General features: G+C 71.8%; 28 protein-coding genes and 1 pseudogene. 17 read left to right on the top strand and 12 right to left on the bottom strand.

Annotated features, from left to right (window positions below):
• The 3 genes from ACZ7HQ_RS15040 to ACZ7HQ_RS15030 form a co-directional block, all read right to left on the bottom strand.
• On the bottom strand, nucleotides 1-978 hold a 978-nt coding region (locus ACZ7HQ_RS15040; RefSeq protein ID WP_470989133.1), incomplete at its 3' end, for a DMT family transporter.
• 192 nt (nucleotides 979-1170) lie between these two features.
• Nucleotides 1171-2175 carry an EamA family transporter gene (locus tag ACZ7HQ_RS15035; RefSeq protein WP_470989129.1) on the bottom strand — a complete coding sequence of 335 codons (1005 nt, stop codon included), beginning with the start codon at nucleotides 2173-2175 and terminating at the stop codon, nucleotides 1171-1173.
• Nucleotides 2176-2300: 125 nt separating this feature from the next.
• Nucleotides 2301-2867, bottom strand: a complete 567-nt coding sequence (locus ACZ7HQ_RS15030) for a hypothetical protein (RefSeq protein WP_470989126.1) — start codon at nucleotides 2865-2867, stop codon at nucleotides 2301-2303.
• Nucleotides 2868-3138: 271 nt separating this feature from the next.
• Here ACZ7HQ_RS15030 and ACZ7HQ_RS15025 point away from each other — a divergent pair, with 271 nt between their 5' ends.
• Nucleotides 3139-3567: a type II toxin-antitoxin system Rv0910 family toxin gene (locus ACZ7HQ_RS15025; RefSeq protein WP_470989123.1), complete on the top strand. Its 429-nt coding sequence runs from the start codon at nucleotides 3139-3141 to the stop codon at nucleotides 3565-3567.
• 72 nt (nucleotides 3568-3639) lie between these two features.
• Here ACZ7HQ_RS15025 and ACZ7HQ_RS15020 read toward each other — a convergent pair whose 3' ends face one another.
• Entirely contained in the window at nucleotides 3640-4266 is a 627-nt protein-coding gene (locus ACZ7HQ_RS15020; RefSeq protein WP_470989119.1) for a PadR family transcriptional regulator, read from the bottom strand.
• A gap of 178 nt (nucleotides 4267-4444) precedes the next feature.
• Here ACZ7HQ_RS15020 and ACZ7HQ_RS15015 point away from each other — a divergent pair, with 178 nt between their 5' ends.
• The 4 genes and pseudogenes from ACZ7HQ_RS15015 to ACZ7HQ_RS15000 all read left to right on the top strand — a co-directional run.
• On the top strand, nucleotides 4445-4834 hold the full coding sequence (locus tag ACZ7HQ_RS15015; protein ID WP_470989115.1) for a VOC family protein: 390 nt from the start codon (nucleotides 4445-4447) through the stop codon (nucleotides 4832-4834).
• Nucleotides 4835-5297: 463 nt separating this feature from the next.
• Nucleotides 5298-5591 carry a DUF1330 domain-containing protein gene (locus ACZ7HQ_RS15010; protein WP_470989113.1) on the top strand — a complete coding sequence of 98 codons (294 nt, stop codon included), beginning with the start codon at nucleotides 5298-5300 and terminating at the stop codon, nucleotides 5589-5591.
• A gap of 182 nt (nucleotides 5592-5773) precedes the next feature.
• Entirely contained in the window at nucleotides 5774-6589 is an 816-nt protein-coding gene (locus ACZ7HQ_RS15005) for a class I SAM-dependent methyltransferase (protein ID WP_470990665.1), read from the top strand.
• Between the two features lie 148 nt (nucleotides 6590-6737).
• Nucleotides 6738-6842: pseudogene (locus tag ACZ7HQ_RS15000) on the top strand (thioesterase family protein); the annotation flags it as partial.
• Between the two features lie 21 nt (nucleotides 6843-6863).
• Here the strand turns inward: ACZ7HQ_RS15000 and ACZ7HQ_RS14995 are convergent.
• Entirely contained in the window at nucleotides 6864-7226 is a 363-nt protein-coding gene (locus ACZ7HQ_RS14995) for a MerR family transcriptional regulator (RefSeq protein ID WP_470989110.1), read from the bottom strand.
• Between the two features lie 91 nt (nucleotides 7227-7317).
• Here ACZ7HQ_RS14995 and ACZ7HQ_RS14990 point away from each other — a divergent pair, with 91 nt between their 5' ends.
• Together ACZ7HQ_RS14990 and ACZ7HQ_RS14985 are read left to right on the top strand one after the other, a co-directional pair.
• Nucleotides 7318-7785 carry a hypothetical protein gene (locus ACZ7HQ_RS14990; RefSeq protein ID WP_470989107.1) on the top strand — a complete coding sequence of 156 codons (468 nt, stop codon included), beginning with the start codon at nucleotides 7318-7320 and terminating at the stop codon, nucleotides 7783-7785.
• Nucleotides 7786-7795: 10 nt separating this feature from the next.
• Nucleotides 7796-8608 carry a PhzF family phenazine biosynthesis protein gene (locus ACZ7HQ_RS14985; RefSeq protein ID WP_470989104.1) on the top strand — a complete coding sequence of 271 codons (813 nt, stop codon included), beginning with the start codon at nucleotides 7796-7798 and terminating at the stop codon, nucleotides 8606-8608.
• 198 nt (nucleotides 8609-8806) lie between these two features.
• On the opposite strand, the gene ACZ7HQ_RS14980 is transcribed toward ACZ7HQ_RS14985, so the two are convergent.
• Nucleotides 8807-9607, bottom strand: a complete 801-nt coding sequence (locus ACZ7HQ_RS14980; RefSeq protein WP_470989101.1) for a CPBP family intramembrane glutamic endopeptidase — start codon at nucleotides 9605-9607, stop codon at nucleotides 8807-8809.
• Nucleotides 9608-9752: 145 nt separating this feature from the next.
• Nucleotides 9753-11270 carry a glutamate-cysteine ligase family protein gene (locus tag ACZ7HQ_RS14975; RefSeq protein WP_470989098.1) on the bottom strand — a complete coding sequence of 506 codons (1518 nt, stop codon included), beginning with the start codon at nucleotides 11268-11270 and terminating at the stop codon, nucleotides 9753-9755.
• Nucleotides 11271-11839: 569 nt separating this feature from the next.
• Between ACZ7HQ_RS14975 and ACZ7HQ_RS14970 the strand changes: the two genes are divergently transcribed.
• Both ACZ7HQ_RS14970 and ACZ7HQ_RS14965 read left to right on the top strand, forming a co-directional pair.
• Nucleotides 11840-12442 carry a hypothetical protein gene (locus tag ACZ7HQ_RS14970; protein WP_470989095.1) on the top strand — a complete coding sequence of 201 codons (603 nt, stop codon included), beginning with the start codon at nucleotides 11840-11842 and terminating at the stop codon, nucleotides 12440-12442.
• A gap of 276 nt (nucleotides 12443-12718) precedes the next feature.
• On the top strand, nucleotides 12719-12925 hold the full coding sequence (locus ACZ7HQ_RS14965; RefSeq protein WP_365880284.1) for a DUF5999 family protein: 207 nt from the start codon (nucleotides 12719-12721) through the stop codon (nucleotides 12923-12925).
• A 95-nt stretch (nucleotides 12926-13020) separates the two neighbouring features.
• On the opposite strand, the gene ACZ7HQ_RS14960 is transcribed toward ACZ7HQ_RS14965, so the two are convergent.
• The 4 genes from ACZ7HQ_RS14960 to ACZ7HQ_RS14945 are packed head-to-tail and all read right to left on the bottom strand — an operon-like array spanning nucleotide 13021 to nucleotide 17247.
• The gene (locus ACZ7HQ_RS14960; RefSeq protein ID WP_470989092.1) at nucleotides 13021-14079 is read right to left on the bottom strand and encodes an endo-1,4-beta-xylanase; all 1059 of its coding nucleotides are present in this window, start codon (nucleotides 14077-14079) and stop codon (nucleotides 13021-13023) included.
• Nucleotides 14080-14108: 29 nt separating this feature from the next.
• A complete protein-coding gene (locus ACZ7HQ_RS14955; RefSeq protein ID WP_470989089.1) occupies nucleotides 14109-14939 on the bottom strand; it encodes a carbohydrate ABC transporter permease in 831 nt (276 codons plus the stop codon).
• Nucleotides 14936-15943 carry a carbohydrate ABC transporter permease gene (locus tag ACZ7HQ_RS14950; RefSeq protein ID WP_470989086.1) on the bottom strand — a complete coding sequence of 336 codons (1008 nt, stop codon included), beginning with the start codon at nucleotides 15941-15943 and terminating at the stop codon, nucleotides 14936-14938. Before ACZ7HQ_RS14950 ends, ACZ7HQ_RS14955 begins: the two co-directional genes overlap by 4 nt.
• Nucleotides 15944-15951: 8 nt before the next feature.
• Entirely contained in the window at nucleotides 15952-17247 is a 1296-nt protein-coding gene (locus tag ACZ7HQ_RS14945; RefSeq protein ID WP_470989084.1) for an extracellular solute-binding protein, read from the bottom strand.
• Between the two features lie 334 nt (nucleotides 17248-17581).
• Between ACZ7HQ_RS14945 and ACZ7HQ_RS14940 the strand changes: the two genes are divergently transcribed.
• The 4 genes from ACZ7HQ_RS14940 (at nucleotide 17582) to ACZ7HQ_RS14925 (ending at nucleotide 21836) form a co-directional block, all read left to right on the top strand.
• Nucleotides 17582-18112, top strand: coding sequence for a universal stress protein (locus tag ACZ7HQ_RS14940; protein ID WP_470989081.1), 531 nt, complete (start codon nucleotides 17582-17584; stop codon nucleotides 18110-18112).
• 251 nt (nucleotides 18113-18363) lie between these two features.
• Nucleotides 18364-18921, top strand: coding sequence for a hypothetical protein (locus tag ACZ7HQ_RS14935; RefSeq protein ID WP_470989078.1), 558 nt, complete (start codon nucleotides 18364-18366; stop codon nucleotides 18919-18921).
• Nucleotides 18922-19199: 278 nt separating this feature from the next.
• On the top strand, nucleotides 19200-21155 hold the full coding sequence (locus ACZ7HQ_RS14930) for an APC family permease (RefSeq protein ID WP_470989075.1): 1956 nt from the start codon (nucleotides 19200-19202) through the stop codon (nucleotides 21153-21155).
• Between the two features lie 288 nt (nucleotides 21156-21443).
• The gene (locus ACZ7HQ_RS14925; protein WP_470989071.1) at nucleotides 21444-21836 is read left to right on the top strand and encodes a TOBE domain-containing protein; all 393 of its coding nucleotides are present in this window, start codon (nucleotides 21444-21446) and stop codon (nucleotides 21834-21836) included.
• A 121-nt stretch (nucleotides 21837-21957) separates the two neighbouring features.
• Here ACZ7HQ_RS14925 and ACZ7HQ_RS14920 read toward each other — a convergent pair whose 3' ends face one another.
• Nucleotides 21958-22446 (bottom strand): molybdopterin-dependent oxidoreductase, encoded by a 489-nt coding sequence (locus ACZ7HQ_RS14920; protein WP_470989067.1) that lies wholly within the window; start codon nucleotides 22444-22446, stop codon nucleotides 21958-21960.
• A 206-nt stretch (nucleotides 22447-22652) separates the two neighbouring features.
• Between ACZ7HQ_RS14920 and modA the strand changes: the two genes are divergently transcribed.
• From modA to ACZ7HQ_RS14900, 4 genes are read left to right on the top strand one after another with little or no spacing between them, the layout of a single operon-like run.
• Nucleotides 22653-23474 carry a molybdate ABC transporter substrate-binding protein gene (modA, locus tag ACZ7HQ_RS14915; protein WP_470989064.1) on the top strand — a complete coding sequence of 274 codons (822 nt, stop codon included), beginning with the start codon at nucleotides 22653-22655 and terminating at the stop codon, nucleotides 23472-23474.
• Entirely contained in the window at nucleotides 23471-24331 is an 861-nt protein-coding gene (gene modB, locus ACZ7HQ_RS14910; RefSeq protein ID WP_470989061.1) for a molybdate ABC transporter permease subunit, read from the top strand. Before modA ends, modB begins: the two co-directional genes overlap by 4 nt.
• Nucleotides 24328-25560, top strand: coding sequence for an ABC transporter ATP-binding protein (locus tag ACZ7HQ_RS14905; protein WP_470989058.1), 1233 nt, complete (start codon nucleotides 24328-24330; stop codon nucleotides 25558-25560). The genes modB and ACZ7HQ_RS14905 overlap by 4 nt, the downstream gene beginning before the upstream one ends.
• A gap of 28 nt (nucleotides 25561-25588) precedes the next feature.
• Nucleotides 25589-26008 carry a TOBE domain-containing protein gene (locus ACZ7HQ_RS14900; protein WP_470989055.1) on the top strand — a complete coding sequence of 140 codons (420 nt, stop codon included), beginning with the start codon at nucleotides 25589-25591 and terminating at the stop codon, nucleotides 26006-26008.
• The last annotated feature ends 51 nt before the right edge of the window (nucleotides 26009-26059 follow it).

The raw sequence follows: 26059 nt of genomic DNA, 5'->3' as shown, positions 1-26059 counted from the left end.
TACCTCCCCCCCCCCCCCCCCCCCCCCCCCCCCCCCCCCCCCCCCCCCCCCCCCCCCCCCTCCCCCCCCCCCCCCCCCCCCCCCCGCGACCGCGCCGAGCAGGAGCAGGGTGCCGGCCACGGTGGTCACCGTGAGCCGTTCGCCGAGCAGGACGACGGCGAGCACGGCCGCGGTGACCGGCTCCAGCAGCATGATCACGGAGACGGTGGCGGACCGTACGACGGCCGCCCCGGCGAAGTACAGGGCGTACGCGAGGGCGGTGGGCACCGCGGCGATGTAGAACACCAGCCACAGCAGCCGGCCCGGGTGGGCGGTGTGCGGGAGCAGGCCCTCGTGCAGCGCGAACGGCAGCAGGCACAGGACTGTCACCGCGAAGGTGCCCACGGTGGTGCCGGAGGCGTCGGCGCCCCCGTCCCTCCCCCACCAGCGGGTCAGCAGGGTCATGGCGCCGTAGCCCGCGGCCGAGGCGAGCGCCAGCAGCACACCCGCGGGGCGCACCGTCGCGGCGGAGCCCCCGAAGGTCAGGACGGACAGCCCGGCGAGCGCCCCGGCCACGGCCAGCACCCCGCCGGCGCCGAGTCGTTCACCGAGCAGCAGCCGTGCGCCGAGCGCGATGAGCACGGGGCCCGCCCCTAGGGTGACGACGGTGGCCACGGCCAGTCCGGTCGACTCCACGGCCGCGAAGTAGGCGGTCTGGAACACCGCCAGACCGAGGCCGGTGGCGAGCACCTTCCCGGCCCTGCGGACCGGCGGCTCGATGGCGGCCGGGCGGGTACGGGGGCGCAGTCCGCGTCCGGCGAGCAGCAGGACCAGGCCCAGCGCGCAGCGCCAGAAGGACAGCCCGAGGGCGCCCATGTCGCTGGTCCGGTAAACCAGCGCGGCGGCGGCGCCGGCGGTGCCCCAGGCGGCACCGGTGATGATCAGATAGAGCAGGCCACGCCCGACGGGCAGGCCACAGGCAGCGTTCGACGTCGTCAAGGGATTCTCTCCGCAGCAACGCACCCGGGGGGTGCGGAAGTTCGGGGCGACCCGCTTCAGCGGGGCGCGCGGACTTCGTCTGCGGGCAGCACCGTCCGGCCCGGCGCACGTGCGCGGGGCTGGTGTCCCGGAGGCCCGCCTCAGGCGGCCGGAGGCGGAAGGACGAGTGCGTTCGACGGCATGGCCAGCACCTTATGCGGCCGTGTGGCGGGCCGACAACTCGCGTTCGGCCCCGCCCGCGGCCACCGGCTCGGCGGACCCCTTGGCCGGGGTGGACGACTGGGCGATGAACGCGCCGACCAGCACGACCGCGCCGCCGGCGACTTGCGGCACCGACAGGTGCTCGCCGAGCAGCACCCAGGCCAGGACGGTCGCGATGACCGCCTCCAGGCAGGCGACGACACCGGCGACCTGCGGGGACAGCCGGCGCACCGACAGCACGCCGGTGACGTAGGCGACGACGGTGGCGATCAGGACGATCCAGCCGAGCAGGGCGAGGGCCGGTACGGCGGTTCCGTTCATGTCGGCGGAGCCGGTGAGCACCGACCAGCGCATGCTCCAGGGGCGGGCGACGACCGTCAGGACGAGGGCGCCGACGAGCAGGCCGTAGGCGATGACCCCGAGCGGGTCCGGTGCCTCGTCGCCCGCGTCGCCGCCCTGGTCGGCCAGGACGAAGTAGCCGACCTGGCAGCAGGCGGCCCCGAGGGCCAGCAGCAGGCCGAGGGCGTCGAAGCTCAGCCCGGACCAGACCTCCACCACGCAGGCGAGGCCACCGGCGGCGAGCACGACGCCCAGCGCGGCGGCGCGCGTCACGGGCCGCCGCTGCACGAACCGCACCCAGCCCAGCACCAGCGCGGGAGCCAGGTACTCGATGAGCAGCGCCACGCCCACCGGGATGCGGGAGAGGGCGGCGAAGTAGCAGGCCTGGACACCGGCGACGGCGAGCAGTCCGAACCCGGCGAGCAGCGCGGGACGGCGGCGCAGCAGGGCGCGGTGCCGCACGGCGAGCGGCAGCATGACGAGGGCGGCGCCGGTCACGCGCAGCCAGACCACGTGGAGCGGGTCGAGTCCGGCCTCGATCAGCGGTTTGGCGGCCACCCCGGACCCGCCGAAGGCGAGCGCCGACGCGAGCGCGAGACCGAGCCCGACGCCCTTGCCGCGGCTGCCCTGACTGCTCTCTGACGTATGCACCGGCACATGATGACAGGCGGCGACAGGACCGTCGCCCCCGTTGACACCTGTCTCAGGGTGTGGACATCCCGCCCCGGAAAGGACGCGCCCGGCAGTCGCCCAGCAGCGAGGGCCTGCGACGGCCTGCTTCCTCAGCTCACCGGGCCGCCCTCGCCGGCGTACTCCGGCGCGCCCGCTTCGACGCGGCGGTTCACGTCACGGATGCCGACGTGTTCCAGGACCTCGACGGCGCGGGACGCCGGGTCCGCGGTGAGGGCGGCGAGGAGGTCGACGCCGTGGACGCGGGACTCACCGCGCAGCCGGGCACGCTCTCGGGCGTCGGCCAGCGCGGCGGCCGCGGTGGGCGACCAGCCGGCGGTGTCCCGCGCGCCGCGGTCGGCCTGGGCGGGGACGAGGGGGAGCGCGCCGGAGTCCTCGACGCTGCCCTGCCAGCGCAGTCCGTAGCCGATACTGCGCTGCACGAGATAGCCGAACAGCCGGGCGAGCTGTGGCGGCCCGCCGACGGCGGCGCGCACCTCGGGGTCGTGTTCCAGCAGGGAGTGCAGCAGATGGGCGGTGTCGATCTGCCGGTCCCCGTCCCGGACGGCCCTGCGGCGGGCACCGGCGACCACCGCTGCCAGCTCGGCGCCGAGCGCGGCATCGTCGTCCATGGGCGCAGCCGCCTCGTGAGGGGCACGGCGGGTTGTACGGGGTTGCACACCCCTACCCCATCAGCCTCAACGGGCCGGGTCATCCACGAGGGGAACCATTTCCGCGTCCCACACAGAGTGGACGTCGCCGAGCGGGATCTCATCCTTACGGAGGAGATCTCGGCCGATCCACCCCTGCGACGCACGTCGCCCGGCCACCGTCCGAGCGCTTCTGACGGTTCATCAGTATTGAATGTTCGCGCCCCTGCGGCTACGTTCCGCGACACCGTAGCCCGCTACGCCCGATAGCCCGCTACGCCCGATCCGAAGGGGTGGTCGCATGGCCGAAGTCAGCGCGGAGGCACGCATCGAGGCACCGGCCGAGAAGGTGTGGACCCAGCTCACCGACTGGTCGTCCTACGGGGAGTGGAACGCCACCCACACCAGCTTTCCCAAGGGCGGCCCCGAGGAGCTGGCGGTGGGCGGGACGTTCCAGGAGAACATGAAGCTGATGGGCTTCCCGGCCGAGGTCGACTGGACCATCGAGGAACTGGAGCCGGCCCGCGTGTTCGCCATCCGGGGCAAGGGTCCGATGGCGGTGACGGTCGCCACCCGCTACACCCTGACCCCCGCCGGCGACGCCACGACCGTCCGCATCGACGGCGAGTTCACCGGCGCCGCGGTATCGCTGATGGCGGGCAAGCTGAAGGACTCGGCGACGGCCGCGCTGAACGAGTCGCTGCGCAAACTGGCCGGCCTGGTCGCCTGAGCCACGGCGGGCGGGCACGCGAAGGCGCCCCGCACGGTTCACCGCGCGGGGCGCCCTGCCCGTCCACGAGCCTCAGTGCTCGTCGGCGAGGATCAGGTACAGCTTCTTGCGGGCCTCGTTGATGACAACCAGCGCCTTGTCGCGCTGCTCCTTGCTGCCGGTCTTCCAGACCTGCCCGAAGGCCTCCATCAGGCCGAAGCCGGCCTGGCGGATCTCACCGAGCGCCTCCCAGTCGACCCCGCGCGAGGCCTCCTCCCAGGGGGCGTCCGGACCCTCGTCGGCCAGGCCGCGCCCGTCCTCGGTGAGGGCGAAGAGCTTCTTGCCGCCCTCACTCTCACTGGCGATCAGGCCCTCGTCCTCCAGCAGCTGGAGCGTGGGGTAGACCGAGCCGGGACTGGGCTTCCAGGCGCCGCCACTGCGTTCGGCGATCTCCTGGATCATCTCGTAGCCGTGCATGGGGCGGTCCTTGAGCAGGGCCAGGATCGAGGCCCGCACGTCACCGCGCCGTGCCCGCCCCCTTGGGCCACCGCGCCCGCGGGGCCCCCAGGGGCCGGGTCCGAATCCGGGTCCGCCCGGGCCGAACCCCGGACCACCCGGACCGAAGGGCCCGAAGGCGGCCCGCCGCCCGTCGAAGCCACCCATGCCGCGCGGGCCGTGGCCCTCGTGCCGGTGTCCACGCTCGAATCCGTGGGTACGCATCGCGATCACTCCATTCCATCGATGATCTGTCACGTTTGCATCGCGTATCGTTCGCGATGCCTCAACGATATATCGGAACCGATCGCCTGCCAAGCCCCTTCCCGTAGTCCGCAAGCCGCGCACCACGCGTGGGACGACCGACGCTGAGCGGCCCTGTGTGCCCTGAGAGGATCAGGGCATGGCGGACTCACCTCTGCAGATCAATGCCCTCATCGTCGATGCCGCTGACCCTGAGCGGCTTGCCGCGTTCTGGTCCGAGTTGCTTGGCCGGCCAGTCGTGGGCCGCGTGGGACCCTACGTATGGCTGCAGCGCGAGAACGGCCTGGGCCTGGGCTTCCAGCGAACCGGCGAGCCCAAGTCCGTGAAGAACCGTATGCACTTCGACGTCACCTCACCCAACCCGCCCGCGGAGCAGCAGCGTGTCGAGGCGCTCGGCGGGCGCCGGCTGGAGGAGTACGACGCCGGCGGGTTCCTGGTGATGGCGGACCCCGAGGGCAATGAATTCTGCATCATCCCCGTAGGCCCCTTCGAACTCGATGACGAGGGACGCGCGGACTACCTCATCTGACCGAACGGCCCGCCTGAGCCCAAAGGCCGTCGGCTCCCCCGCACGCAGACTTCGCAGGGTCGTGATGCCGGTATGGGTGCCGGTTCGGGCGGCTTCGGCGGTGCTGCGGGCCTCGCCGTCGTCGCGGTGGTGCTGCGCTGCGTCTGGGCCGTCATCGAGCTGCGCGGCACGACGCCCCTGATCGATGTGCGGGCGGTGCGGCACCCGGCGGTCGCCGGGGCGAACCTCGCCCTGTTCGTCGGCGGGATCAGGCGGGACGCGGATCGCCGACCCCCTGCTCCTGGCCGGCAGCGCCGTAGGCGGCTTCTCGGCCGCGATGCCCGGCGTCATCCTGACCGTCACTCCCAAGAGCGGCATCGGCGCCATGGCGATCACGACGCGGACGAGCCTCGCTCTCGCCCGCCGACGCTCGTCCGATACCAACTCGTAAGCTGGACACACTGATTACAACACTGGAGGTGCCGTGCCCAAGGGCTACTGGGTCAGCGTCTACCGCACCATTTCGGACCCTGAGAAGCTGGCTGCTTACAACAAGCTGGCCGCTCCGGCCGTCAAGGCCGCGGGCGGCCGGACCATCGTCCGCGGCGGTCGGGTCGTGGCGCATGACGCCGGAATCGCCGAGCGCACCATCCTGGTCGAGTTCGACAGCTTCGAGCAGGCCGTCGCGGCGCGCGAGAGCGCGGCCTACCAGGAGGCGCTGGCCGCCCTCTCCGACGGCGTCGAGCGCGACTTCCGCATCGTCGAAGGCATCGACTGACCGAGGCCCAGTCGGATCTTCACCGAAGATTCCGCCATCCTGGTTTCCGCTGGTGCGGCTGCCGGGATGGCGGAGTCCGTGGGTGAACCTGGCTCCACTCATCGGTCCCCCGTTGGAATCGGGAATCGCTCATCTAGGCTGGCGCGGTGACTGATGAGCAGGAGCGGGTGCAGCCGTCGGGAGTGTGGGCCACGGCGGTGGGGGTGGCCAGGGTGCGGGCGCTGGAGACCGAACGGGAGAACGCCCTGTTCCGCGACCCACTGGCCCAGGCCTTCGCCGCCGCCGGCGGCCTGTGGCCCTCCTCGCCGCCGCTGCCCGATGACGAGGCCGCGCGCCGCCGCCGGCTGGCCGTGTCGTTCTCCATCGTCATCAGGACGAAGTTCCTCGACGACCTGTTGCAGCAGGCCTCCGCTTCCGGTGTCCGGCAGGTCGTGCTGCTCGGCGCCGGCATGGACAGCCGGGCCTTCCGGATGGACTGGCCCGAGGGCACGAGGCTGTTCGAGGTCGACACCGCCGCGCCACTGGACTTCAAGGCTTCGGTGCTGCGCCAGGAGCGGGCCGTCGCACGCTGCGAGCGGATCACCGTCGCCGTGGACCTGCGTGAGGACTGGCCGGCCGCGCTGGCCGCCGCAGGGCACGACCCGGCGGTGCCGACCGTGTGGATCGCCGAGGGACTGCTGATCTATCTGCCCGAGGACGCGGTGGAACTGCTGCTGGCCCGGATCAGCGCGCAGTCGGCGGCCGGCAGTCGGATGGGGCTGACGCTGGGCTCGCGCGGCGTGATCGAACGCTTCGCCGCGGACGCCGTACCGGGATCGGCGGCGTCCATGTGGGTCTCGGAGATGCCCGACGACCCGGTGGGCTGGCTGGCAGGGCACGGCTGGGAGGCCGCCGGCCACACCCTGCGCGAGCGCGCGGCCGCCTACGGCCGCCCGATCAGCACCCCGCCGCAGCGCGAGGAGCGGCCCGGCGGCCTGATCTCGGCGGTCCGCCGGTAGAGCGCCTCCAGGCGGTCAGACTTCAGCGACCGTGCCGCAGGTCGAGGCGTCATGCGTGGACGCCGCAGGCAGGCATCGGCGGCGTCCGCTGCTGAGGGCCACTTCCCGGAGGTCCTGCACGGTCTGCCACCGGATGCTTCCCAAGGGGCACCGGCAGCCACAAGGACCATGGACCGGCCTGGACACCACCGTCACCTTCGGCCCGGCCGGACAGGGGCTCACCAACAGCGTCCTGCACGACGTCGACGGACCCGGGACCGATGCGGCTTCGGAGCTACCTCCGTTCCGCCGCCCGCAAGGGGCAGCCCGTGCCCACGCGGGCGGTCAGGTCCGCGCGCAGGGCGGTCAGTTCGGCCACGCGCTCGTCGATGACGCGGATCTTGTCCTCGAACAGGGCGGAGAGTGCCTCGGCGCTGTCCGGCGCGTCCCGGAGTTCCTCGCCGTGCCGGGCGATCTCGGCCAGGGTGAAGCCGAGCGCCTGAGCGGTGCGGACGTAACTCAGCCAGGTCACGGTCTCCGGAGCGAAGTCGCGGTAGCCGTTGGGGAGGCGGTCGCCGTCGAGCAGGCCGATCCTCTCGTAGAAGCGGAGGGTGTCCTTCGACAGCCCCGTACGCGCGGCCAGTTCTCCGATGCGCATGACTCCCCCGCCACCAGCTCGACTTGACCTTGGAGCGTACTCCGCTCCTTAGCGTGGGCGGCGCCCGAGCGAGCCCTCCCGAGGAGCCCCGATGTCCCCTGCACCCCCTGCCTATCTGCGCCTGGTCCGGGCGAGCGGCTGGTACGACCTGATCGTCACGGCCGGGTTCGCGACCCCGTGGACGTACGCGCTGGTGCACCGCCTGCTGTCGGCCGCGGGCGACGCGGCCGGTCTCGGCACCATGCCCGCCCTCACTCCCCTGCAGACCCTGTACGCCAACCTGATGGGTTCGGTCGTGGTGGTCTGGTCCGTCCTGCGCGTCGTACGGCCGCTGCCGCTGCACGGTCTCCTCGACGGGGCCGCACGCGTCCTGTTCTCCCTGTGGCAGGCGTACGCGCTGGCGCACGGAGGGCCCGCGGTGCTGTGGCCGTTCCTCGTGCTGGAGGTCTCGTTCGGCATCGCCCAACTGGCCCCGTGGGCGCGGGCGCGCCACCGGTGCGCGGGAAAGGTGCCAGGGCTCGTGAATTGGCCTTGGGCCGGCGACCGTCGCGGCCGCTAGCGTCGGCGGCATGCGCATTCGAATCGTGGACGCCTTCACCGACCGCCCCTTCGCCGGCAACCCGGCCGGAGTCCTGCTCCTGGACGACGTCTTCCCGGACGACGACTGGCTCCAGAACGTCGCGATGGAGGTCAACCACGCCGAGACGGCGTTCGCCCACCGGCTGCCCGAGGGTGGCGAGGCGGACTGGGCGCTGCGCTGGTTCACGCCGGTCGCCGAGGTCGCGATGTGCGGGCACGCCACGCTCGCGACGGCCCACGTCCTGGCCGCCACCGGCGCCCACGCGGGTCCGGTGCGGTTCGCGACCCGCAGCGGCGTGCTCACCGCCACGCCGGAGGCGGACGGCTCGATCACCCTCGACTTCCCGACGGCCCCGCTCACCCCCGTCGAGCTTCCCAGCGCCATCGTCGAGGCCCTCGGCGCGCAGCCGGTCGCGGCCTTCGACACCGGCCCGAACGTCGGCGACCTGCTGGTGGAGCTGGCCGACGAGAAGACCGTCCTCAGCCTCGCGCCGGACGTCAGGTCTCTCGGCGCGCAGTCCTCGCGCGGCATCATCGCCACCGCCCGCGCCGACGGCCCCTCCCGTGGCTACGACTTCGTCTCCCGCTGCTTCTTCCCCGCCATCGGCATCGCCGAGGACCCGGTCACCGGCAGTGCCCACACCGCGCTCGCCCCGCACTGGGCCACGCGCCTCGGCCGCGACGACCTCACCGGACTGCAGGCCTCCCGCCGCACCGGCCTGGTCCGCACCGGCCTGCGCGGCGCGCGCACCCTGCTCACGGGCCGCGCGGTCACGGTCATCGAGGGCGAGCTGCACGCCTGAGCGGGGCGCAGCGCCGCGCCGCCCGCCGGGGGTGCCGGGGCGGCCGTTTGTGCCACCGGCAGCGGGACATCGCGGGCGCGCCCGCCCGCGCGACTGCCGACAGAGGTCGCAGGCATGAGCGTTCACGGCCGCCGCTGACGGAGGCCGTGAACGTGGCCGGGTACACCACACCGACAGAGATCACAACCCGCCCGGCCCTCAGGCCGTGGGCAGCCAGCCGACCTTGCCCGCCAGCAGGGCGTAGCCGACGAACGCGCCGATGTCGAGCAGGGAGTGCGCGACGACCAGCGGACCGACCCGGCCCCAGCGGCGGTACAGGTACACGAACACCACGCCCATGACCATGTTGCCGATGAAGCCGCCGATGCCCTGGTAGAGGTGGTACGAGCCGCGCAGCACCGCGCTGGCGACCAGCGCGGTCCCCGGGGTCCAGCCCAACTGGCCCAGTCTGCGCAGCAGATAACCGACGACGATGACCTCTTCGAGGACCGCGTTCTGCAGGGCGGACAGGATCAGCACCGGGTACTTCCACCACACGTCCGGCAGCGCCTCGGGGACGACCGTGAGGTTGAAGCCGAGGCCGCGGGCGGCCAGATAGAAGGCGATGCCCGTGCTGCCGATCACGGCCGCCACGCCGGCGCCCCGGGCCAGGTCGGGCCAGGGGCGGGTACGGTCGAAGCCGAGGGTGCGCAGGCTGCCGCCCTCGCGCAGGAGCAGGTGGGCGACCAGGGCGACGGGGACCAGCGCGGTGGCGATGCCGAACAGCTGCCAGGCCAGGTCGAGCCAGGGACGGCCGGGCGCGGCCGAGGCGTTGAGGGTGGCCGCCTGGTCCTTCAGGCCGCCCGGCTTGGTGACCGAGCCGATGAAGCTGATCAGCGCGGAGACCCCGCTCGCTCCGAGCGAGAGCCCGAGCACGAGCAGCGTCTCGTCCCGCCGGATCCGCCGCGGGTCCCGCTCCCGCGCCCGGGATTCAGCCACCGAGTCAGCCTCCACCTGCACCCCTGCCTCCAGCCGGCTCACGGGCCCGAGGGCCCACTCTGCCTCGCAAGGATCGCAGAAGGAGGGGTGAGGACGGCGTACGGGCCGCCCCCGAGCACCGGCACCTCACCCCGCAGCGCGCCTCACCGCGCCGAGAACCACCGGCTCATCCCAGCGGCACGGCCTCCGGCAGGCCCACCGGCCACGTGTGCACCGGCTCCCCCACGTGCATCAGCTCGGCATAGCGCCGCGTCGTCGCGGCCAGCGCCGCCTCCCGGCTCAGCCCCTGCTCCAGCGCCCGATGGAAGGTGGCCGCCTGCCAGGACGCCCCGTTCACCCGGCGTCGGCAGCGCTCCTCGATGACGCCCAGGTACAGGTCCCGGTCGGCCGCTTCGACACCCCACGCGTCCAGCCCCGCCGAGGCCAGCGGCAGCAGCTCGTCGCGGACGAGGGTGACCGCGTCGACCTCGCCCGTGCCGCCGTAGCGGCCCCGCCGGGGCCACAGGAACCGCGCGTCGATGCCGTAGCGGCACGCGGCGTCGAAGTTCGCCTCGGCCGCGGCGAAGGGCAGCCGGGTCCACACCGGACGGGAGTCCTCGGCCAGGGCGCGCACGAGGCCGTAGTAGAAGGCGGCGTTGGCGATCACGTCGGTGATGGTCGGTCCGGCGGGCAGCACGCGGTTCTCCACCCTGAGGTGCGGGACGCCGTCGGCGATGCCGTACACCGGCCGGTTCCAGCGGTAGATCGTGCCGTTGTGCAGCACCAGTTCGGCGAGCCGGGGGGTGCCACCCGCCTCGATGACCTCCAGCGGCTCCTCCTCGTCGCAGATCGGCAGCAGCGCGGGGAAATAGCGCAGGTTCTCCTCGAACAGGTCGTACGCCGAGCTGACCCAGCGCTCGCCGAACCAGGTCCGCGGCCGTACGCCCTGCGCCTGGAGTTCGGGCGGGCGGGTGTCGGTGGACTGCAGGAACAGCGGGGGCCGGGACTCACGCCACAGTTCGTGACCGAACAGGAACGGTGAGTTGGCGCCGAGGGCGATCTGCGCGGCGCTCGCGGCCTGCGCCGCGTTCCACACGTCCGCGAACCGGGCCGGCGTGACCTGGAGGTGCAGCTGTACGGAGGTGCACGCGGCCTCCGGGACGATCGACTTGGACGTGCAGACGAGGTGCTCGACGCCCTCGATGTCGAGCCGGAAGTCCTCGCCGCGCGCGGTCACGATCTGGTCGTTGAGCAGGGTGTAGCGGTCGACTTCGGAGAGGTTGGAGGAGACCAGGTCGTCGCGGTCGAGGGTGGGCAGGATGCCGATCATGACGATGCCCGCGTCCACCTCGCCGGCCTTGCGGTCTGCGTAGGCGAGCGAGGTACGCAGTTCCTCGGCGAGCCGGTCGAAAACCCGGCCGCCCAATCGGTGTGGGGCGATGTTGACTTCCAGGTTGAACATGGCGAGTTCTGTTTGGAAATCGCGGCTCGCGATGCGCTCCAGCACCTGCCCGTTCAGCATTTTCGGCATGCCGTCGGGCCCGGCGAGATTCAGTTCGATCTCGACGCCCATGAGGTTCTTGGGACGGTCGAATCGCTTCTCGCGCAGCAGTCGCTCCAGTCCCGTCAGGCACTTCTGGAGCTTTTCGCGGTAGCGCAGGCGATCGGACAGGTCGAACTGCCCTGCCACGACCTTCTCCCCCATCGAAGTGTCCCTCCTCGGATGGGCGGGCCGGCGATCCGGCCGCCGGGCTCCCGGGTCAGGGGGGATGATGCCCAGCGGAAGCGATCGATAACGTCCCGCGCGGGCCCGGCGCCCGCTAGTCTTTCGGAATGTTCCCCGCGGCACATTCACGGGGCATGCCGCAGCGTGCACCTTCGAGTGCCCGGAACGCCTCGTGAAAAACGCCGATGACATTCGGCCGACCGCTACCGGTGCGTATGACGAGGTCAGCGGCGGCAGGCGGGCGGGAAATCAGGAGGAGTCCCGCAAATCTGCGACCTATTACCGCCTTGCGCGACTTCCCGAAATGGGATAGACGAAACAACGGCCGAACACGCGTCGTATAAACTTCGCCCACAAGGCAGAAGGGTGACGCCCTCGGTCCTGGTTCCTGCCGTGTTTCAGGCCGTCCCAGGACGGGCGGCAGGCCGAGCCGCACCCTTGTTCACCGACCCGGGCCTCACCCCTTCCGGCCTTGCGTGAGCAGACAGCGCCGTCCGCCCCACCCCTCCTCGCGCCGTCGCGCCTGTCGTACGAGAGAGGCGACCCACATGCCGCTGCACGTGCCCCCTGCCCCCGCGCCTGCCCTGCGTTCCGTCCTCACCGCACTCGGTTCTCCCACCGCGGTCCGTGAGGCCCGCACCCCCTCCCTGCGCGCCGCGCAGGGCCCGACGACACCCGAACTCCCGCTGCCGGTGCACGTGCTGGACCGGATCACCGCCCAGGGTCTGTCCGCGACCCGGCTGGCCGGCTGGCGCTTCCTGATCCGCTGCGGCGACCGGGCGGTGGCCGCGGCGGAGACCATGCTCACGCCCGACGGCTGGGCCTTCTCGCACTTCTTCGAGGGCCCCTACGTCGCCTCCACCGAGCGCGCCCTGCAGCAGGCCGAGGCACTGCAACAGCCGTACCAGGCACGACTGCTGTCCGTACCCGGTCTGTACATGCTCACCCTGTGGCTGCACGGCGACACGACCGCCGACGGAGCCGAGGGACACCCGGCCGGCACCGATCTGCTCGTCCCGCTGGCACCGGCCCCGCCCGGCATACCGGCGCACCACCTGTTCCGGGTCACCGAGTTGCTGCCGGTGCTGACCCACCGTGCGACTCCCCTGCCCCTGCTCGCTCCGCCCGTGCTCGGCTCGCCCGCCGCCTGACCGGCCCCCGCGTACCCCGTCTCCCGGAAGGGAAGCGGGGTACGCCCGTGTCAGCGGGTCTGGCCTGCATGGACTAGCCCTATCCGGCCACTGCGAACCACCCGAAGTGACAGTGCACTTGGACTGAACCGTCCGGGCGGGTGACGCGTCATGAACCTGTGAGAAGCGGTGCAGCGAAATCCCTGCGGAACGCCGCCCGGAGGGCAACACTGGGTTCCGACCGACTTATCACCACGGGGGACGGCCATGACCACGACAGAGCGAGAGATCCCACCCATGTGCCAGCACCAGCCACCGTGTCCGCCAGCCGAGTCCGCCGACCGGGAGTCCGCCCGTCTCGTGGCGCACCACCCGGAGCAGGGATGGAGTCTGCTGTGCAACGGCGTCCTGCTCTTCGAGGACACCGGTGAGCTGCTGCCCGACGGCAGCATCATCGCTCCGCACCGCCCGCTCGGTGCGGAGCAGGTGATGACCGCCGCCTGAGCGGCGCGCGAGCGACCTGAGGGGCCGGCCGCACACATCCGGTGCGCACCGGCCCCGACGTGTGTCCGGGAGCGGCTACGGACCGTGACCGGCCCTTACCCCAGCGCCTCCCGCAGCGCCTGGTACGCCGGCTTGGGGTTCAGCTGCTCGTCCCACGGCAGGGCCGCGCCCTCACCGGGGAAGAAGGCCGGGATCCAGGAGTACTTGTCGGTGTAGTCCCAGATGGTCAGGCCGACACAGCGGCGGACCGCCAGGCAGGCTTCGGTGAGGTTCCGGTACCAGCCGGCCTGCTCGGCCAGCTTCGCGTCGGTCGCGGGCAGTTGCATCCGTACGTCGACCTCGGTGAGGGCGGTGTCCAGGCCCAGCCGGGAGAATCGGCGGAGGTTGTCCTCCAGGCTGCTGGGATAGCCGTACTGCAGGGCCAGATGGGTCTGGAGGCCGATGCCGTCGAGCGGCACCCCCTGGGCCTTGAGGTCCTTGGCCAGTGCGTAGTAGGCGTCGCTCTTCGGGCCGACCGCCTCGATGTTGTAGTCGTTGAGGTAGAGCCTGGCGTGCGGGTCGGCCTGGTGGGCCCAGCGCAGCGCGTCGGCGATGTAGCCGGGGCCGAGGGTCTTGTACCAGAGGGTCTCGCGGTAGCTGCCGTCCTCGTCGAAGGCCTCGTTCACGACGTCCCAGGAGTACACCCTGCCCCGGTAGTGCCGTACCTCGGCGGTGATGTGCTCCTTCAGCACGGCCCGCAGTTCGCCCGCCGTCCACTGCTTCGAGGTGAGCCAGTCGGGCAGCTGGCTGTGCCAGACGAGGGTGTGGGCACGGACCCTCTGGTGGTGTGCGCGTGCCAGGTCGACGATCTGATCGCCGTTCGTCCAGTCGAAGACGCCCTGCCGGGGCTCGGTGGCGTACCACTTCATGCCGTTGCCGGGCGTGATGGTGTCGAACTCGCTGCCGAGGATCTTCGCGTAGGCGCTGTCGGTGAGTTCGGGGTTGTCGGTGGCGCTGCCGAAGTAGCGGCCGTGGCGTTCGGCGAGCTCGGCGAGGGTGGGCTGCCGTGCGGGGGCCGCGGCGGCCCGGGCGGCGGGGCCGGTGACGAGCCCGGCGGTCATGAGGGCGGCCGCGAGGGCGCCGGCGAGTCTGAGACATGTGCTCTTCCCGGCCATGCTGCGACTCCTGTCTCTGTGAGGGGTGTTCAGCCCTTGGTGGCACCGGCGGTGAGGCCGCCGACGAGCTGGCGTTCGGCGACCGAGTAGAAGGCGAGGGCGGGGACCATGGCGAGGACGAGGTAGGCGAAGACCCGTGCCGTGTCGGCGGAGTACTGGCCCTGGAACTGCTGGACACCGATCGGGATCGTCCACCACGTGTTGTCGGTGAACACCAGCAGCGGCAGGAAGAAGTTGTTCCAGCTGGTCACGACGGCGAGGACGGAGACCGTGCCGAGCGCGGGCCGGGCCATCGGCAGCAGCACCCGCCAGAAGAAGCCGAGCGGTCCGCAGCCGTCGAGCGTGGCCGCCTCCTCCAGTTCACCCGGGATCTGCCGGAAGAAGCCGCGCAGGATGATGATCGTCATCGGCAGCCCGAACGCGGCCTGCGGCAGGATCACGCCGAGCGGGTTGTCCAGCAGGCCCATCCAGCGCAGCAGCAGGAACAGCGGCAGCGCCGCGACCGCGAACGGGAACATCAGCCCCATCGTGAACAGCGTGAACAGCGCCTCCCGGCCCCGGAAGGCGAACCGCGCGAAGGAGAAGGCGGCGAGCGCGGAGACCGCGACGACGATGACGGTCGTACCGACGGCGATCAGCGTGCTGTTGCCGACCAGCCGCCAGAACGAGCCGGACCCGAGGATGCCGCCGTAGTTGGCGAAGACCCACGGCCCCGGCAGCCCGACCGGGTTGCGGGAGAGCTGGTCGGTGGACTTGAAGCCGGAGAGCAGCGCGTACAGCAGCGGTACGGCCATGACGGCGCCGACGGCCACCAGGACGACGTGCAGCGGAAGCGTACGACCCCTGCGGCGGACGCTCATGTTCCGGCTCCCCTCATGGTCGTGGTGGCCCCTGCGAGGTCGCGGCGCAGGACGAACCGCTGGTAGGCGAGGGCGAAGACGAGACTGATCGCGAACATGACCACGCTGATCGCGCTGGCGTAACCGACCTGGTAGCGCTTGAAGCCGTACTGGAACATGGTCACGGCCATGGTCTCGGAGTGGTGGTCGGGGCCGCCCGCGGTGACCACCCACACCAGGTCGAACAGTTGGATCGACCCGATCACCGACAGGAAGACGCTGATCCGCAGGGTGGGCGCGAGCAGCGGCAGCGTGACGTGCCGGAAGCGCTGCCAGGGGTTCGCGCCGTCGACGATGGCCGCCTCGGTCAACTCGGCCGGGAGGGCCTGCAGTCCGGCCAGGTACAGCATCATGTGGAAGCCGAAGTACTTCCACATCATGACGAGGAACAGCGTGGCCAGCACGGTGGAGGTGCCGGAGAACCACTGGCCGCCGAGCCCGTCGAGCCCGATCCCGCCGAGGACGTGGTCGGCGAGCCCGTCGTCCGGGGCGAAGATCATGCTGAACAGCACACCGGTGATGGCCTCGGACAGCACGTACGGCGCGAAGAACAGCATCCGGTACACCGCCCGGCCGCGCACCTTCTGGTTGAGCAGGACGGCCATGGCGAGGGCGAACGGCAGTTGCAGCGCCAGCGACAGCACGACCAGCAGCAGCATCCGCCACAGATCGCCGAGGAAGACGGGATCCTGCAGCAGGCGGCTGAAGTTGCCGGTGCCGGTGTAGTCGGACGGCATCCCGAAGCCGCCCCAGCGGAAGAAGGAGGCGTACAGCGCGAACAGGATCGGCAGCAGGACCAGGACGCCGAAGAGCGCGAGGGCGGGCAGCTGGAGGCCGACGGCGGTGAGCCAGTGCAGCGTGCGCCGGCGGGTGCGCTGCCGGCCGGCGTGGGCCGTCGTGGCCGCCCGGACGGCGCCGGGTCCGCTCCGCTCGCCCCGTTCGTCCGGGAGGAAGGTGGAGGTCATCGGGGGGCCTACTGCTCTTCCTTCGCGGTCTTCGTGATCGCTTCCGTGACCTGCTGCGGGGACCTGGAACCGGCGATCAGCCCGGCCACGCTGTCGTTGACCTGCTGGCCGAGGGCGGGGGCGTAGGCCTGGTCGAGGTAGAGCTGGAAGCCGGTGGCGCCCTTCAACTGGGCCTGCACCGCCTTGAGGTTGGGGTCGGTGAGGACGCTCTCGGCCGCGGGCACCAGGGGCAGCACACCGGTCCTCTTCACCAGCTCCTTGTCGGTGGTCTCGGAGGCGAAGAACTCCAGGAAGTCCACGGCCGCCTGCGGGGCACCCTTGCGCAGGGCGTGGCCGCCGCCTCCGCCGAAGACCTCGGTGATCTTCCCGGCGCCGCCCTCGACCTCCGGGAACGGGAAGAAGCCGAGGTCCGCGCCGAGCCCCTTGCCGGCGTCCGCCTCCACGACCGGCGCCCACTGGCCCATGAGTTCCATGGCCGCCCTGCCGTTGCCGACGGTCGCGGCCTGCCCGGTGGGCGAGGAGTAGGCGGCGCCGAGGAACCCCTTCTGGAAGGGCTGGAGGCCGATCAGGTCCTTGAGGTGCTGCCCGGCCTGGACGAAACCGGCGTCGCTGAAGTCCTTCTTCTCGTCGGCCTTCTGCAGGGCGTCGACGCCCGCGGTGCGCATCGCGAGGTACGCCCAGTAGTACATGCCGGTCCAGCTCTCCTTGCCGGCCAGCGCGAGCGGGGTGATCCCGGCGGACCTGAGCTTCCGCACGGCGTCCAGGAAGGCGCTCCAGGTGGTCGGGGGCGCACTGATTCCGGCCTTCTTGAAGAGCGCCTTGTTGTACCAGAAACCGATCATGCCGATGTCGAACGGAATGCCGTACAGCTTGTCGTCGAGGAGGTACGGCTGTTTCGCGACCGCCAGCAGTCCGTCGGCCCAGGGCTTCGTGCGCTCGGTGAGGTCCTCGACCAGCCCGGCCTCCACCTGCTGCTTGAGCACGCCGCCGCCCCAGGTGTGGAAGACGTCCGGCAGCTTCCCGGAGGCGATCAGCGCGGTCATCTTCGATTTGTAGGCGTCGTTCTCCAGCTGGACGATCTTTATCCTGACCTTGGGGTTCTGCGCCTCGAACTTCTTGGCCAGGCCCGCCCACACGGTCTTGGTGGGTTCCGTGGTCGAGATGTTCCACCACTCGACCGTGGTCGTCCCCGAGGACGACCCCCCGTCCGAGTCGCCGCCGCAGCCGCTGAGTGCGCTCACCCCGAGACCGGCGGCGACGGAGGCCGCCAGGAAGCCGCGGCGGGACAGTGCAGGGTCGCCCATCTTGCGCTCCTTCGAAACTTTCGCAGTAGCCGTAGAGCGGGTCCGAGGACACCGCCGGAGGGTTGACCACCCTTGGTGGGCCGAAACATTCGAGCAGAATCACGAACGTTCCGAACCGCGACTCTAGGAAGGCGCGTGGGGAGCGTCAAGGTTTCGCACAGGGGCCGCGGGAGCGCAGCCGAACCACACGAAGTCGACTGTCCCGACCGCGAATCCGGTCGCCCGGCTGGTCGAATGGCCCTCGCGGGAGTGGGATGGAAGGAAGCAACGGCCTTGCAGGGCGGGCACGTCCGCGAGAGAGATCTCGGCGTCGCCCGCGAGGAACGGTGGAGCGATGTCCGGTTACGACGCCTCGGCGGCCGCTCGTGTGGTGGTGGGCGTGAGCGGGTCCCTGGGCAGTGTCACGGCGCTGCGGCGGGCCGCCGCGCTGGCCCGCCGCCTGGGCGCCGAGCTGTGGCCGGTGCTGGCCTGGGAGCCGCCGGGCGGCGACCCCGCCGCGCGCCGCTCCCCCGCCGCGGATCTGCTGGTCGAGGACTGGCAGCGGCTGGCCAGGCTGCGGCTTGCGTCGGTGCTCGAGGAGATCTTCGGCGGGGACGCCCCCGGCGTGCCGCTGCACGCCGTCATCGTCCGTGGCGCCCCCGGCCCGGCGCTGGTGGCAACCGCGAACCGGGAGGACGACGTCCTGGTCGTGGGCGCCGGTCGGCGCGGTCTGCAGCGCGCGTTCTCGGGCCGGGTCTCCCGGCACTGCCTGGCGCACGCCGTCTGCCCGGTGCTCGCCGTGCCCCCTTCCCCCCTGGAGTCACAGCTGCTCTCCGTCCACCGCCGCAACACCTGGCATCTGCGCATGGACATCCGGGGCTTGTGACTGCGGGACCCTGGGACAGCGAGCCGAACGCCTCGGACCCAGGGGGACCAACACGCCCACGGAGACCCACAGGGCGCCCGGAGTCACCCCTCTGCGGACGACCCGGCAGCCAGTCCGCCGAAACCCCCGCGGACGCCACGCCGGCCGGCGCGCCGGCGCCGCGTCAAAAACAGCCCCCTCGCCGTCAGGGCACCGTCAAGGTGCGCCGCCTCCCTGCTCCGCCGGGTCCGTGGCTGTCTACCGTCCCAGACATGAGGCACCGCGACGACACGCATCACCGGCTCACGGGCTCGTACCCGGCCGGCGCCGCCGGCACGGTGGACGACCGTGACTGGGCGGCCGACGTGCGCACGTCGCTCCGCTGCGCCGGGGTCCTGCTCGGGCTGCTGCTGTTCGTCGACTGGGCGGCCGGCTCCCTCGCCTGGTGGCGCGGTGCCCTGTGGCTGACTCTCGCGCTGCTGTTGCTCCTGGTCCTGCTCCCAGTGCGGGTGTCGGCCGGCGCGGGCTGGCTGGCCACCCGTCGTCTGCTGCGCACCCGCCGGGTCCGCACGGATCTGCTGATCGCGGTGCGCCCGCTGGACGGCGTCTCACAGCGGCTGGTGCTGCGCGACGCCCTGGGCAACCGGGTCGAGATCGACCCCGAGGTCCTGATCCGCAATCCCGCCCTGTGGTACCTGCTCGACGAGGGCGCCCGGGTGTCCGAGGCGGCCGGCACCCTGCTGTGCGGGACGACCGCCCTGCACCGCCTCGCCCACCGCATCGACCGCGAGACGGCCCTGCGCGTGTTCCGGGCCTCCGGCATGGAGTGAGCATGGAGTCGAGGTGGTGCACCGGCCCCAGGACATGACACTCGGTGGCCGTCCCCGGCCCGCCGTCCGGGTCGTTGCCCCGAGCGGCCGTACGTCCGGCGACCGCCTCCGGCCTCGCCTTCTTGATGCGGCTCTGCTGCTCTGACGCCATTCTTAACGCAAGATTGACGCCTTCCGAGCCCGGATCCATGGGCCCAGGCGTCACTCTCTGCATACGCTGGTGCCGCCGTCCGCGTGATGGCCGGATACAGAGCTGAGCCGCACACAGGAGCCCGCCGATGGCCACGACCGAGCACCCGCCTCCCAGTCGCTTGCGCAACTGGATGCTGGAGGGCCTGTCCGACATGGGCAAGCACGGTGGCCACACCGGACCCCATGCCGAACCGGAACCCCCGCACCGGGGCCAGCGCTGGTGGCGCGTGATGTGCCTGACCGGTGTCGACTACTTCTCGACCCTCGGCTACCAGCCGGGCATCGCGGCCCTCGCGGCCGGTCTGCTGTCCCCGATCGCGACGATCGTCCTGGTCATCGTCACTCTGGCCGGCGCCCTGCCGGTCTACCGCAGGGTGGCCGAGGAGAGCCCGCACGGCGAGGGCTCCATCGCGATGCTGGAGCGGCTGCTCTCGTTCTGGCAGGGCAAGCTGTTCGTGCTCACCCTGCTGGGCTTCGCAGCCACCGACTTCCTCATCACCATCACCCTGTCGGCCGCCGACGCCTCCACGCACCTCGTGGAGAATCCTCATCTGACCAGCACCCTGCACGGTCACCAGATGGTGATCACGCTCTTCCTGGTGGCGCTGCTCGGCGCGGTCTTCCTGAAGGGCTTTCTGGAGGCGATCGGTGTCGCGGTCGCTCTGGTCGGCATCTATCTCGTGCTCAACCTGGTCGTCGTGATCGTCGGACTGTGGCACGTCATCACCGCCGGGCACGTGGTCACCGACTGGACCAGCGCCCTGACGGCGGAACACGGCAACGTGTTCGTCATGGTCGGCGTGGCGCTGATCGTGTTCCCGAAACTCGCCCTCGGTCTGTCCGGCTTCGAGACCGGTGTCGCGGTCATGCCGCACGTCCAGGGCGACGCCGGGGACACCGAGGACAAGCCGACCGGCCGGATCCGGGACACCAAGAAGCTGCTCACGACCGCGGCGCTCATCATGAGCTGCTTCCTGATCGCCACCAGCTTCATCACCACGCTGCTGATCCCGGAGGACGACTTCAAGACGGGTGGCCCGGCCAACGGCCGTGCCCTCGCCTACCTCGCGCACCAGTACCTCGGTGGCGCCTTCGGCACGGTCTACGACATCTCGACCATCGCCATCCTGTGGTTCGCCGGCGCCTCCGCGATGGCGGGCCTGCTCAACCTGATGCCGCGCTACCTTCCCCGCTACGGCATGGCCCCGCACTGGGCACGCGCGGTACGCCCGATGGTGATCGTCTTCACCCTGGTCGCGTTCCTGGTCACGTGGATCTTCGACGCCAACGTCGACAAGCAGGGCGGCGCCTACGCCACCGGTGTGCTGGTCCTGATCAGCTCGGCCGCCATCGCGGTGACCATCGCCGCCCGCAAGGCCCAGCAGCGCAACTGGACCATCGGGTTCGGTGTGATCTCGGCGGTGTTCCTCTACACGACCGTCGTGAACGTCATCGAGCGCCCCGACGGTGTGAAGATCGGCGCCTGCTTCATCGCCGGTATCATCCTTGTCTCGCTGGCGTCCCGGCTGGCCCGTGCCTTCGAGCTACGCGTGACCAGCGTGACGCTCGACCCGATGGCGGAACGATTCGTCCGCGACATGGCCAGCCGCAAGATGCGGTTCATCGCCAACGAGCCGGGCCACCGGGACAAGGCCGAATACCGCGACAAGATCGAGCAGATCCGCGCCGACAACGACATGCCCGAGCAGGAGGACTTCGTCTTCGTCGAGGTGACGGTCACCGACCCGTCCGAGTTCGAGGCGGGCCTGACCGTGCGCGGCGAGGTGCTGCACGGCCGCTACCGCGTGCTGACCCTGGAGTCCGCGTCCATTCCCAACGCCCTGGCCGCGCTGCTGCTCCACGTCCGGGACGACACGGGCTGCACCCCGCACATCTACTTCGAGTGGACCGAGGGCAATCCGTTCGCCAACTTCCTGCGCTTCTTCCTCTTCGGCCAGGGCGAGGTCGCCCCGGTCACCCGTGAGGTGCTGCGCGAGGCGGAACCGAACCGGGTGCGCCGGCCGCGGGTGCACACCGGGTGAGACCGGGCTCGTCCCGACCGGGGCCGGCCGCGTGCACCGTGCGCGCGGCCTACCTGCCGCACCATCGCCTGGGCGGCCGTACCTCCAGCCGCCGCACGGTGAGCCGGCCGTGTATCGCCACGCGGAGCACGACCGGCGCAGCCGGATCGGCGGCCGGCCGCACCCTCGTCCAGCTCTTCGGGGGTGAGCTCCACGGAGCCACCCTCAAGAACTGACGCCATATCGCGTTGTACCCAACGGCCAACCCCACGGCCACGGTCCCCGGCGTGTGGCCCTATCGTGACCCGCATGCAGTCCTACACGATCGGCCAGGCGGCACGGCTGCTCGGCGTGAGCCCGGACACCGCCCGCCGCTGGGCCGACGCGGGCCGGGTGGCGACCCATCGCGACGAGTCCGGGCGGCGGCTCATCGACGGCAGGGACCTCGCCGCGTTCTCGGTCGAGCTCGCCAAGGGGGGTGGCGAGGAGGGCGCCTCCTACACCTCCGTGCGCAACGCCTTCCCCGGCATCGTCACGGCGATCAAGCTCGGTGACGTCGCCGCCCAGGTGGAGATCCAGGCCGGCCCGCACCGGTTGGTGTCGCTGCTGACCCGGGAGGCCGTGGAGGAACTGGGCCTGGAGGTCGGCATGGAAGCCACCGCGCGCGTGAAGTCCACCAACGTGCACATCGACCGCGTCTGACACCGCCGCACCGGCCCGTCACCGGCAAGGCCACCGTGCGCCTCGCCCACGCTCTCACCGGCCTGAGGTGCGGCCGGAGGAACGGACCGGCCGGACGCTGAACGAGATCTCGTTCAGCGGCTCACCGGGCCACCGCCGGCACGTGCCCGGATGCCGCCGGCGCCGGAGCGCCACAGCTGTACCCGCCGTCCACCCGGATCGCCGTGATCCCGCTGATGTGCCGGGCCCCGCACCGGTCCTGCGGCAGCACCAGCTGGGGTCCGGCCGCGTCCAGCGGGGTGTCGCCGATCCGCACGCCCAGCAGGACGGGCGCGTCCGCGAAGTCCGGGTCGATCTCGGCCCAGGACAGCACCGCGTGGTGGCCGTCGGTGCCGGAGACGGCGATGAGAAACCGCAGCCGGTCCTTGCGCCGCGCCGGGTCGAAGCCGGGCCGCGCGTCGGTGAGGACGTCGTACAGACGCGGGCCGGTGAACCGGTGGTGCTGGATGCCACTGGTCGCGCACTCGAAGCTGACGTCCACCCGGTGCTGCGGCCAGCGCAGCAGGTCGGGCACGGTCAGCCGGGCGGGGCGGGCCAGATCGCCGGTCAGGGCGAGTTCCACGAGCGTCACCTGCGACCACCTCCCGCAGCACCGTACCCGCCGCGGTGCGCCGTGCAAACGCACATGCAAGCTACAAGTCGCAAGTTCGCAGCTCATGCGAAGCAGCAGGAGACTTACAGCTGGCAGATGCGGCAGTATCATCGCCGCACGGCCGGTGCCCCCGGCCGCGGCAGGGCGCGACAGTCGTTCCACAGAACCCGAGGAGTAGATCCGTGATGACCCGTTCCGTGCGCCGGACCCGGCGCATGCTGCAGCTGGCCGGTGCGGGAGCCGCCGCCCTGATGGCACTCAGCGCCTGCTCCTCGTCGTCGGACTCGTCGGCCCCGAAGTCGGACGAGTCGAGCGCCGCCTCCCCGAAGCTCTCCGGCACGGTCACCGTGTTCGCCGCCGCCTCGCTGAAGGAGAGCTTCACGACGCTGGGCAGGGAGTTCGAGCAGCAGCACCCGGGCACCCGTGTCAGCTTCAACTTCGGCGGCAGCGACGCGCTCGCCGCGAGCATCACCAGCGGCGCCCCGGCGGACGTCTTCGCCGCCGCCAGCCCCAAGACCATGGCGATCGTGACGGACAAGAAGGACGCGGTCGGCACCCCGGCCACCTTCGTGCGCAACCAGCTGGAGATCGCCACTCTGCCGGGCAATCCGGACAAGGTGGCCTCCCTGAAGGACCTGACCAAGTCCGGTCTGAAGGTCGTCCTGTGCGACAAGACCGTGCCGTGCGGCGCCGCCGCGCAGAAGGCCCTGGACGCCGCCAGGCTCAAGCTCACCCCGGTCTCCTACGAGCAGGACGTCAAGAGCGCCCTGAACAAGGTGGAGTTGAAGGAGGCCGACGCCGCGGTCGTCTACAAGACCGATGTGAAGTCCGCGGGTGGCAAGGTGGCGGGTGTGGAGTTCCCCGAGTCCGCCAAGGCCATCAACGCCTACCCGATCGTCCAGCTGAAGAACGGCCAGAGCGCCGAGGCCGCCAAGGCGTTCATCGCCCTCGTGCGGTCCGCCGAGGGCCAGAAGGTGCTGAGCGGGGCCGGGTTCCTCAAGCCGTGACCCCGCTCGACAAGCCCGGCGCCGCGCCCGGCCCCCGCACGGGCCGGCCGCAGCGCCGCCGCGTCGGCGCGGGGGGCCGACGCGGGGTGCCGCTGCCGCTGCTGCTGCCGGGCCTGCTGGCGCTGGCGTTCCTGCTGCTGCCGCTGCTCGCGCTGCTCGTCCGCGCGCCCTGGCGCAGCCTGCCGGGACAGCTGACCAGCACGGAGGTGTGGCAGGCACTCCAGCTGTCCCTGATCAGCGCCACCGCGGCCACGGCCGTCAGCCTGGTCCTGGGCGTGCCCCTGGCCTGGCTGCTGGCCCGTACGGAGTTTCCCGGCCGGGGCCTCGTACGGGCGCTGGTGACCCTGCCCCTCGTCCTGCCCCCTGTCGTCGGCGGTGTGGCCCTGCTGCTGGCCCTCGGGCGCAACGGGGTCATCGGCAAGTGGCTGGACGCCGGGTTCGGGATCACCCTGCCGTTCACCACCAGCGGGGTCGTGATCGCGGAGGCGTTCGTCGCGATGCCGTTCCTGGTCATCAGCGTCGAGGGCACCCTGCGGGCCGCCGACCCGCGCTTCGAGGAGGCGGCGACCACGCTCGGCGCGTCCCGCTTCACCGCGTTCCGCCGGGTCACTCTGCCGCTCATCGCCCCCGGTATCGCTGCGGGCGCGGTCCTGGCCTGGGCGCGGGCGCTCGGCGAGTTCGGGGCGACGATCACCTTCGCGGGCAACTTCCCCGGCCGCACCCAGACCATGCCGCTCGCGGTCTACCTTGCCCTGCAGAACGATCCCGACGCCGCCATCTCCCTCAGCCTGGTGCTGCTGGGGGTGTCGATCGCGGTGCTGGCGGGTCTGCGCGACCGTTGGATGACACCATCATGACGAACCCCCGCCCCACGACAGCCGGAGGCGCCGAACCGCCCCAGGGGCCACCCGCGCCCGCGGACGGCCTCCACCCCCCGCAGGGGCCATCCGCGCCGGACGGCGAAAACCGCGCAGACGGTGCGCGGGGGAACCCCGAGCCGGCCGAAGGGCGGCACCCCACCACGCACCCGCAACCACATCCGCCCACCACCGGCCTGGCCGCCCGCCTGCTCGTGGAGCGCCCCCCGTTCCGCCTGGACGTCACCTTCACCGCCGCCCCCGGTGAGGTCGTCGCCCTCCTGGGCCCCAACGGCGCCGGCAAGACCACCGCACTGCGCGCCCTCGCCGGGCTGACCCCGCTCACCGCCGGCCACCTGCACCTGGACGGCGTCTCCCTGCAGCACACTCCCCCGGAGTCCCGCCCGGTCGGCGTCGTCTTCCAGGACTACCTGCTCTTCCCCCACCTGTCCGCCCTCGACAACGTGGCGTTCGGCCCCCGGTGCCGGGGCGCGAGCAAGTCCGAGGCCCGTGCCCAGGCCGCGGCCTGGCTGGACCGTATGGGCCTGGCCGCCCACGCGGCCGCCAAGCCCCGCCGCCTGTCCGGCGGCCAGGCCCAGCGCGTGGCCCTCGCCCGCGCCCTGGCCACCAACCCCCGGCTGCTGCTCCTGGACGAGCCGCTGGCCGCCCTGGACGCCCGCACCCGGCTGGAGGTCCGGGCTCAACTGCGGCGTCACCTGGCCGACTTCGAGGCGGTCGCCGTCCTCGTCACACACGACCCGCTGGACGCCATGGTGCTGGCGGACCGGCTGGTCGTCATAGAGCACGGCCAAGTCGTCCAGGAGGGCACCCCGGGGGGCATCGCCCGCCATCCGCGCACCGACTACATCGCCCAGCTCGTCGGACTCAACCTCTACCGCGGCCGGGCGGACGGACACACGGTACGACTCGACGCGGGGCCCTCCATCACGACCACGGAGGACCTGTCCGGCCCGGTCTTCGTGGCGTTCCCGCCGTCCGCCGTCACCCTGTTCCGGGACCGGCCCACCGGAGCGAGCGCCCGTAACCTGTGGCGCTGCGAGGTGGCCGGCCTGGAGACGCACGGCGACCAGATCCGCGCCGACCTGGGCGGCGAAATCGCCCTGGCCGCCGACCTCACCACGGTCGCCGCCGCCGACCTCGACCTGCACCCGGGCGCGGCTGTCTGGGCGACGGTCAAAGCGACGCAGACGCATGCATACCCGGCCTGAGCGGGTGGGCGCTCTACCGTGGGTGCCCATGACCCTGAGCATGCGCAACCAGCTCCCCGGCACGGTCACCGAGGTCCATCAGGGCGAGGCCATGGCGACCGTCAGGCTCCGCTTGGACGGCGGCCAGACCCTCATGGCGGCCATCACCAAGGAGTCCGCCGAGGATCTGGCCCTCGCCCCCGGCTCGGCCGTCCGCGCTCTGGTGAAGTCGACCGAGGTCTCCCTGGCCACGCAGCGGGTGGAGGGCCTGTCGATCCGCAACCAGATCGCGGGCGCGATCACCGGCCTGACGACCGGTGCCGTCATGGCCTCCGTCAGGATCTCCGTCGACGGCGGCGAACTGACCGCGGCGATCACGAAGGACGCGGTCGCCGATCTCGGCCTCTTCGTGGGCTCCGACGTGGTCGCCCTCATCAAGGCGACCGAGGTGTCCCTGGCGACGGCGTGACACGGGCGAGGGCCCCGCCCGGAAACCGGACGGGGCCCTTGGGACCACCGC

The organism is Streptomyces sp. NPDC037290, assembly GCF_055603245.1.
Note: the sequence above shows the minus strand (reverse complement) of the source record. Positions and strands in the feature narration are given on the sequence as shown.

Excerpts from the sequence above, each read along its gene's own strand:
- ACZ7HQ_RS15025 (WP_470989123.1), top strand. The coding sequence starts at position 3,139 with ATGGCCGAAGTCAGCGCGGAGGCACGCATCGAGGCACCGGCCGAGAAG.
- ACZ7HQ_RS15020 (WP_470989119.1), bottom strand. The coding sequence starts at position 4,266 with ATGCGTACCCACGGATTCGAGCGTGGACACCGGCACGAGGGCCACGGC.
- ACZ7HQ_RS15015 (WP_470989115.1), top strand. The coding sequence starts at position 4,445 with ATGGCGGACTCACCTCTGCAGATCAATGCCCTCATCGTCGATGCCGCT.
- ACZ7HQ_RS14995 (WP_470989110.1), bottom strand. The coding sequence starts at position 7,226 with ATGCGCATCGGAGAACTGGCCGCGCGTACGGGGCTGTCGAAGGACACC.
- ACZ7HQ_RS14990 (WP_470989107.1), top strand. The coding sequence starts at position 7,318 with ATGTCCCCTGCACCCCCTGCCTATCTGCGCCTGGTCCGGGCGAGCGGC.
- ACZ7HQ_RS14985 (WP_470989104.1), top strand. The coding sequence starts at position 7,796 with ATGCGCATTCGAATCGTGGACGCCTTCACCGACCGCCCCTTCGCCGGC.
- ACZ7HQ_RS14975 (WP_470989098.1), bottom strand. The coding sequence starts at position 11,270 with ATGGGGGAGAAGGTCGTGGCAGGGCAGTTCGACCTGTCCGATCGCCTG.
- ACZ7HQ_RS14970 (WP_470989095.1), top strand. The coding sequence starts at position 11,840 with ATGCCGCTGCACGTGCCCCCTGCCCCCGCGCCTGCCCTGCGTTCCGTC.
- ACZ7HQ_RS14965 (WP_365880284.1), top strand. The coding sequence starts at position 12,719 with ATGTGCCAGCACCAGCCACCGTGTCCGCCAGCCGAGTCCGCCGACCGG.
- ACZ7HQ_RS14960 (WP_470989092.1), bottom strand. The coding sequence starts at position 14,079 with ATGGCCGGGAAGAGCACATGTCTCAGACTCGCCGGCGCCCTCGCGGCC.
- ACZ7HQ_RS14955 (WP_470989089.1), bottom strand. The coding sequence starts at position 14,939 with ATGAGCGTCCGCCGCAGGGGTCGTACGCTTCCGCTGCACGTCGTCCTG.
- ACZ7HQ_RS14950 (WP_470989086.1), bottom strand. The coding sequence starts at position 15,943 with ATGACCTCCACCTTCCTCCCGGACGAACGGGGCGAGCGGAGCGGACCC.
- ACZ7HQ_RS14945 (WP_470989084.1), bottom strand. The coding sequence starts at position 17,247 with ATGGGCGACCCTGCACTGTCCCGCCGCGGCTTCCTGGCGGCCTCCGTC.
- ACZ7HQ_RS14940 (WP_470989081.1), top strand. The coding sequence starts at position 17,582 with ATGTCCGGTTACGACGCCTCGGCGGCCGCTCGTGTGGTGGTGGGCGTG.
- ACZ7HQ_RS14935 (WP_470989078.1), top strand. The coding sequence starts at position 18,364 with ATGAGGCACCGCGACGACACGCATCACCGGCTCACGGGCTCGTACCCG.
- ACZ7HQ_RS14930 (WP_470989075.1), top strand. The coding sequence starts at position 19,200 with ATGGCCACGACCGAGCACCCGCCTCCCAGTCGCTTGCGCAACTGGATG.
- ACZ7HQ_RS14925 (WP_470989071.1), top strand. The coding sequence starts at position 21,444 with ATGCAGTCCTACACGATCGGCCAGGCGGCACGGCTGCTCGGCGTGAGC.
- modA (WP_470989064.1), top strand. The coding sequence starts at position 22,653 with ATGACCCGTTCCGTGCGCCGGACCCGGCGCATGCTGCAGCTGGCCGGT.
- ACZ7HQ_RS14905 (WP_470989058.1), top strand. The coding sequence starts at position 24,328 with ATGACGAACCCCCGCCCCACGACAGCCGGAGGCGCCGAACCGCCCCAG.
- ACZ7HQ_RS14900 (WP_470989055.1), top strand. The coding sequence starts at position 25,589 with ATGACCCTGAGCATGCGCAACCAGCTCCCCGGCACGGTCACCGAGGTC.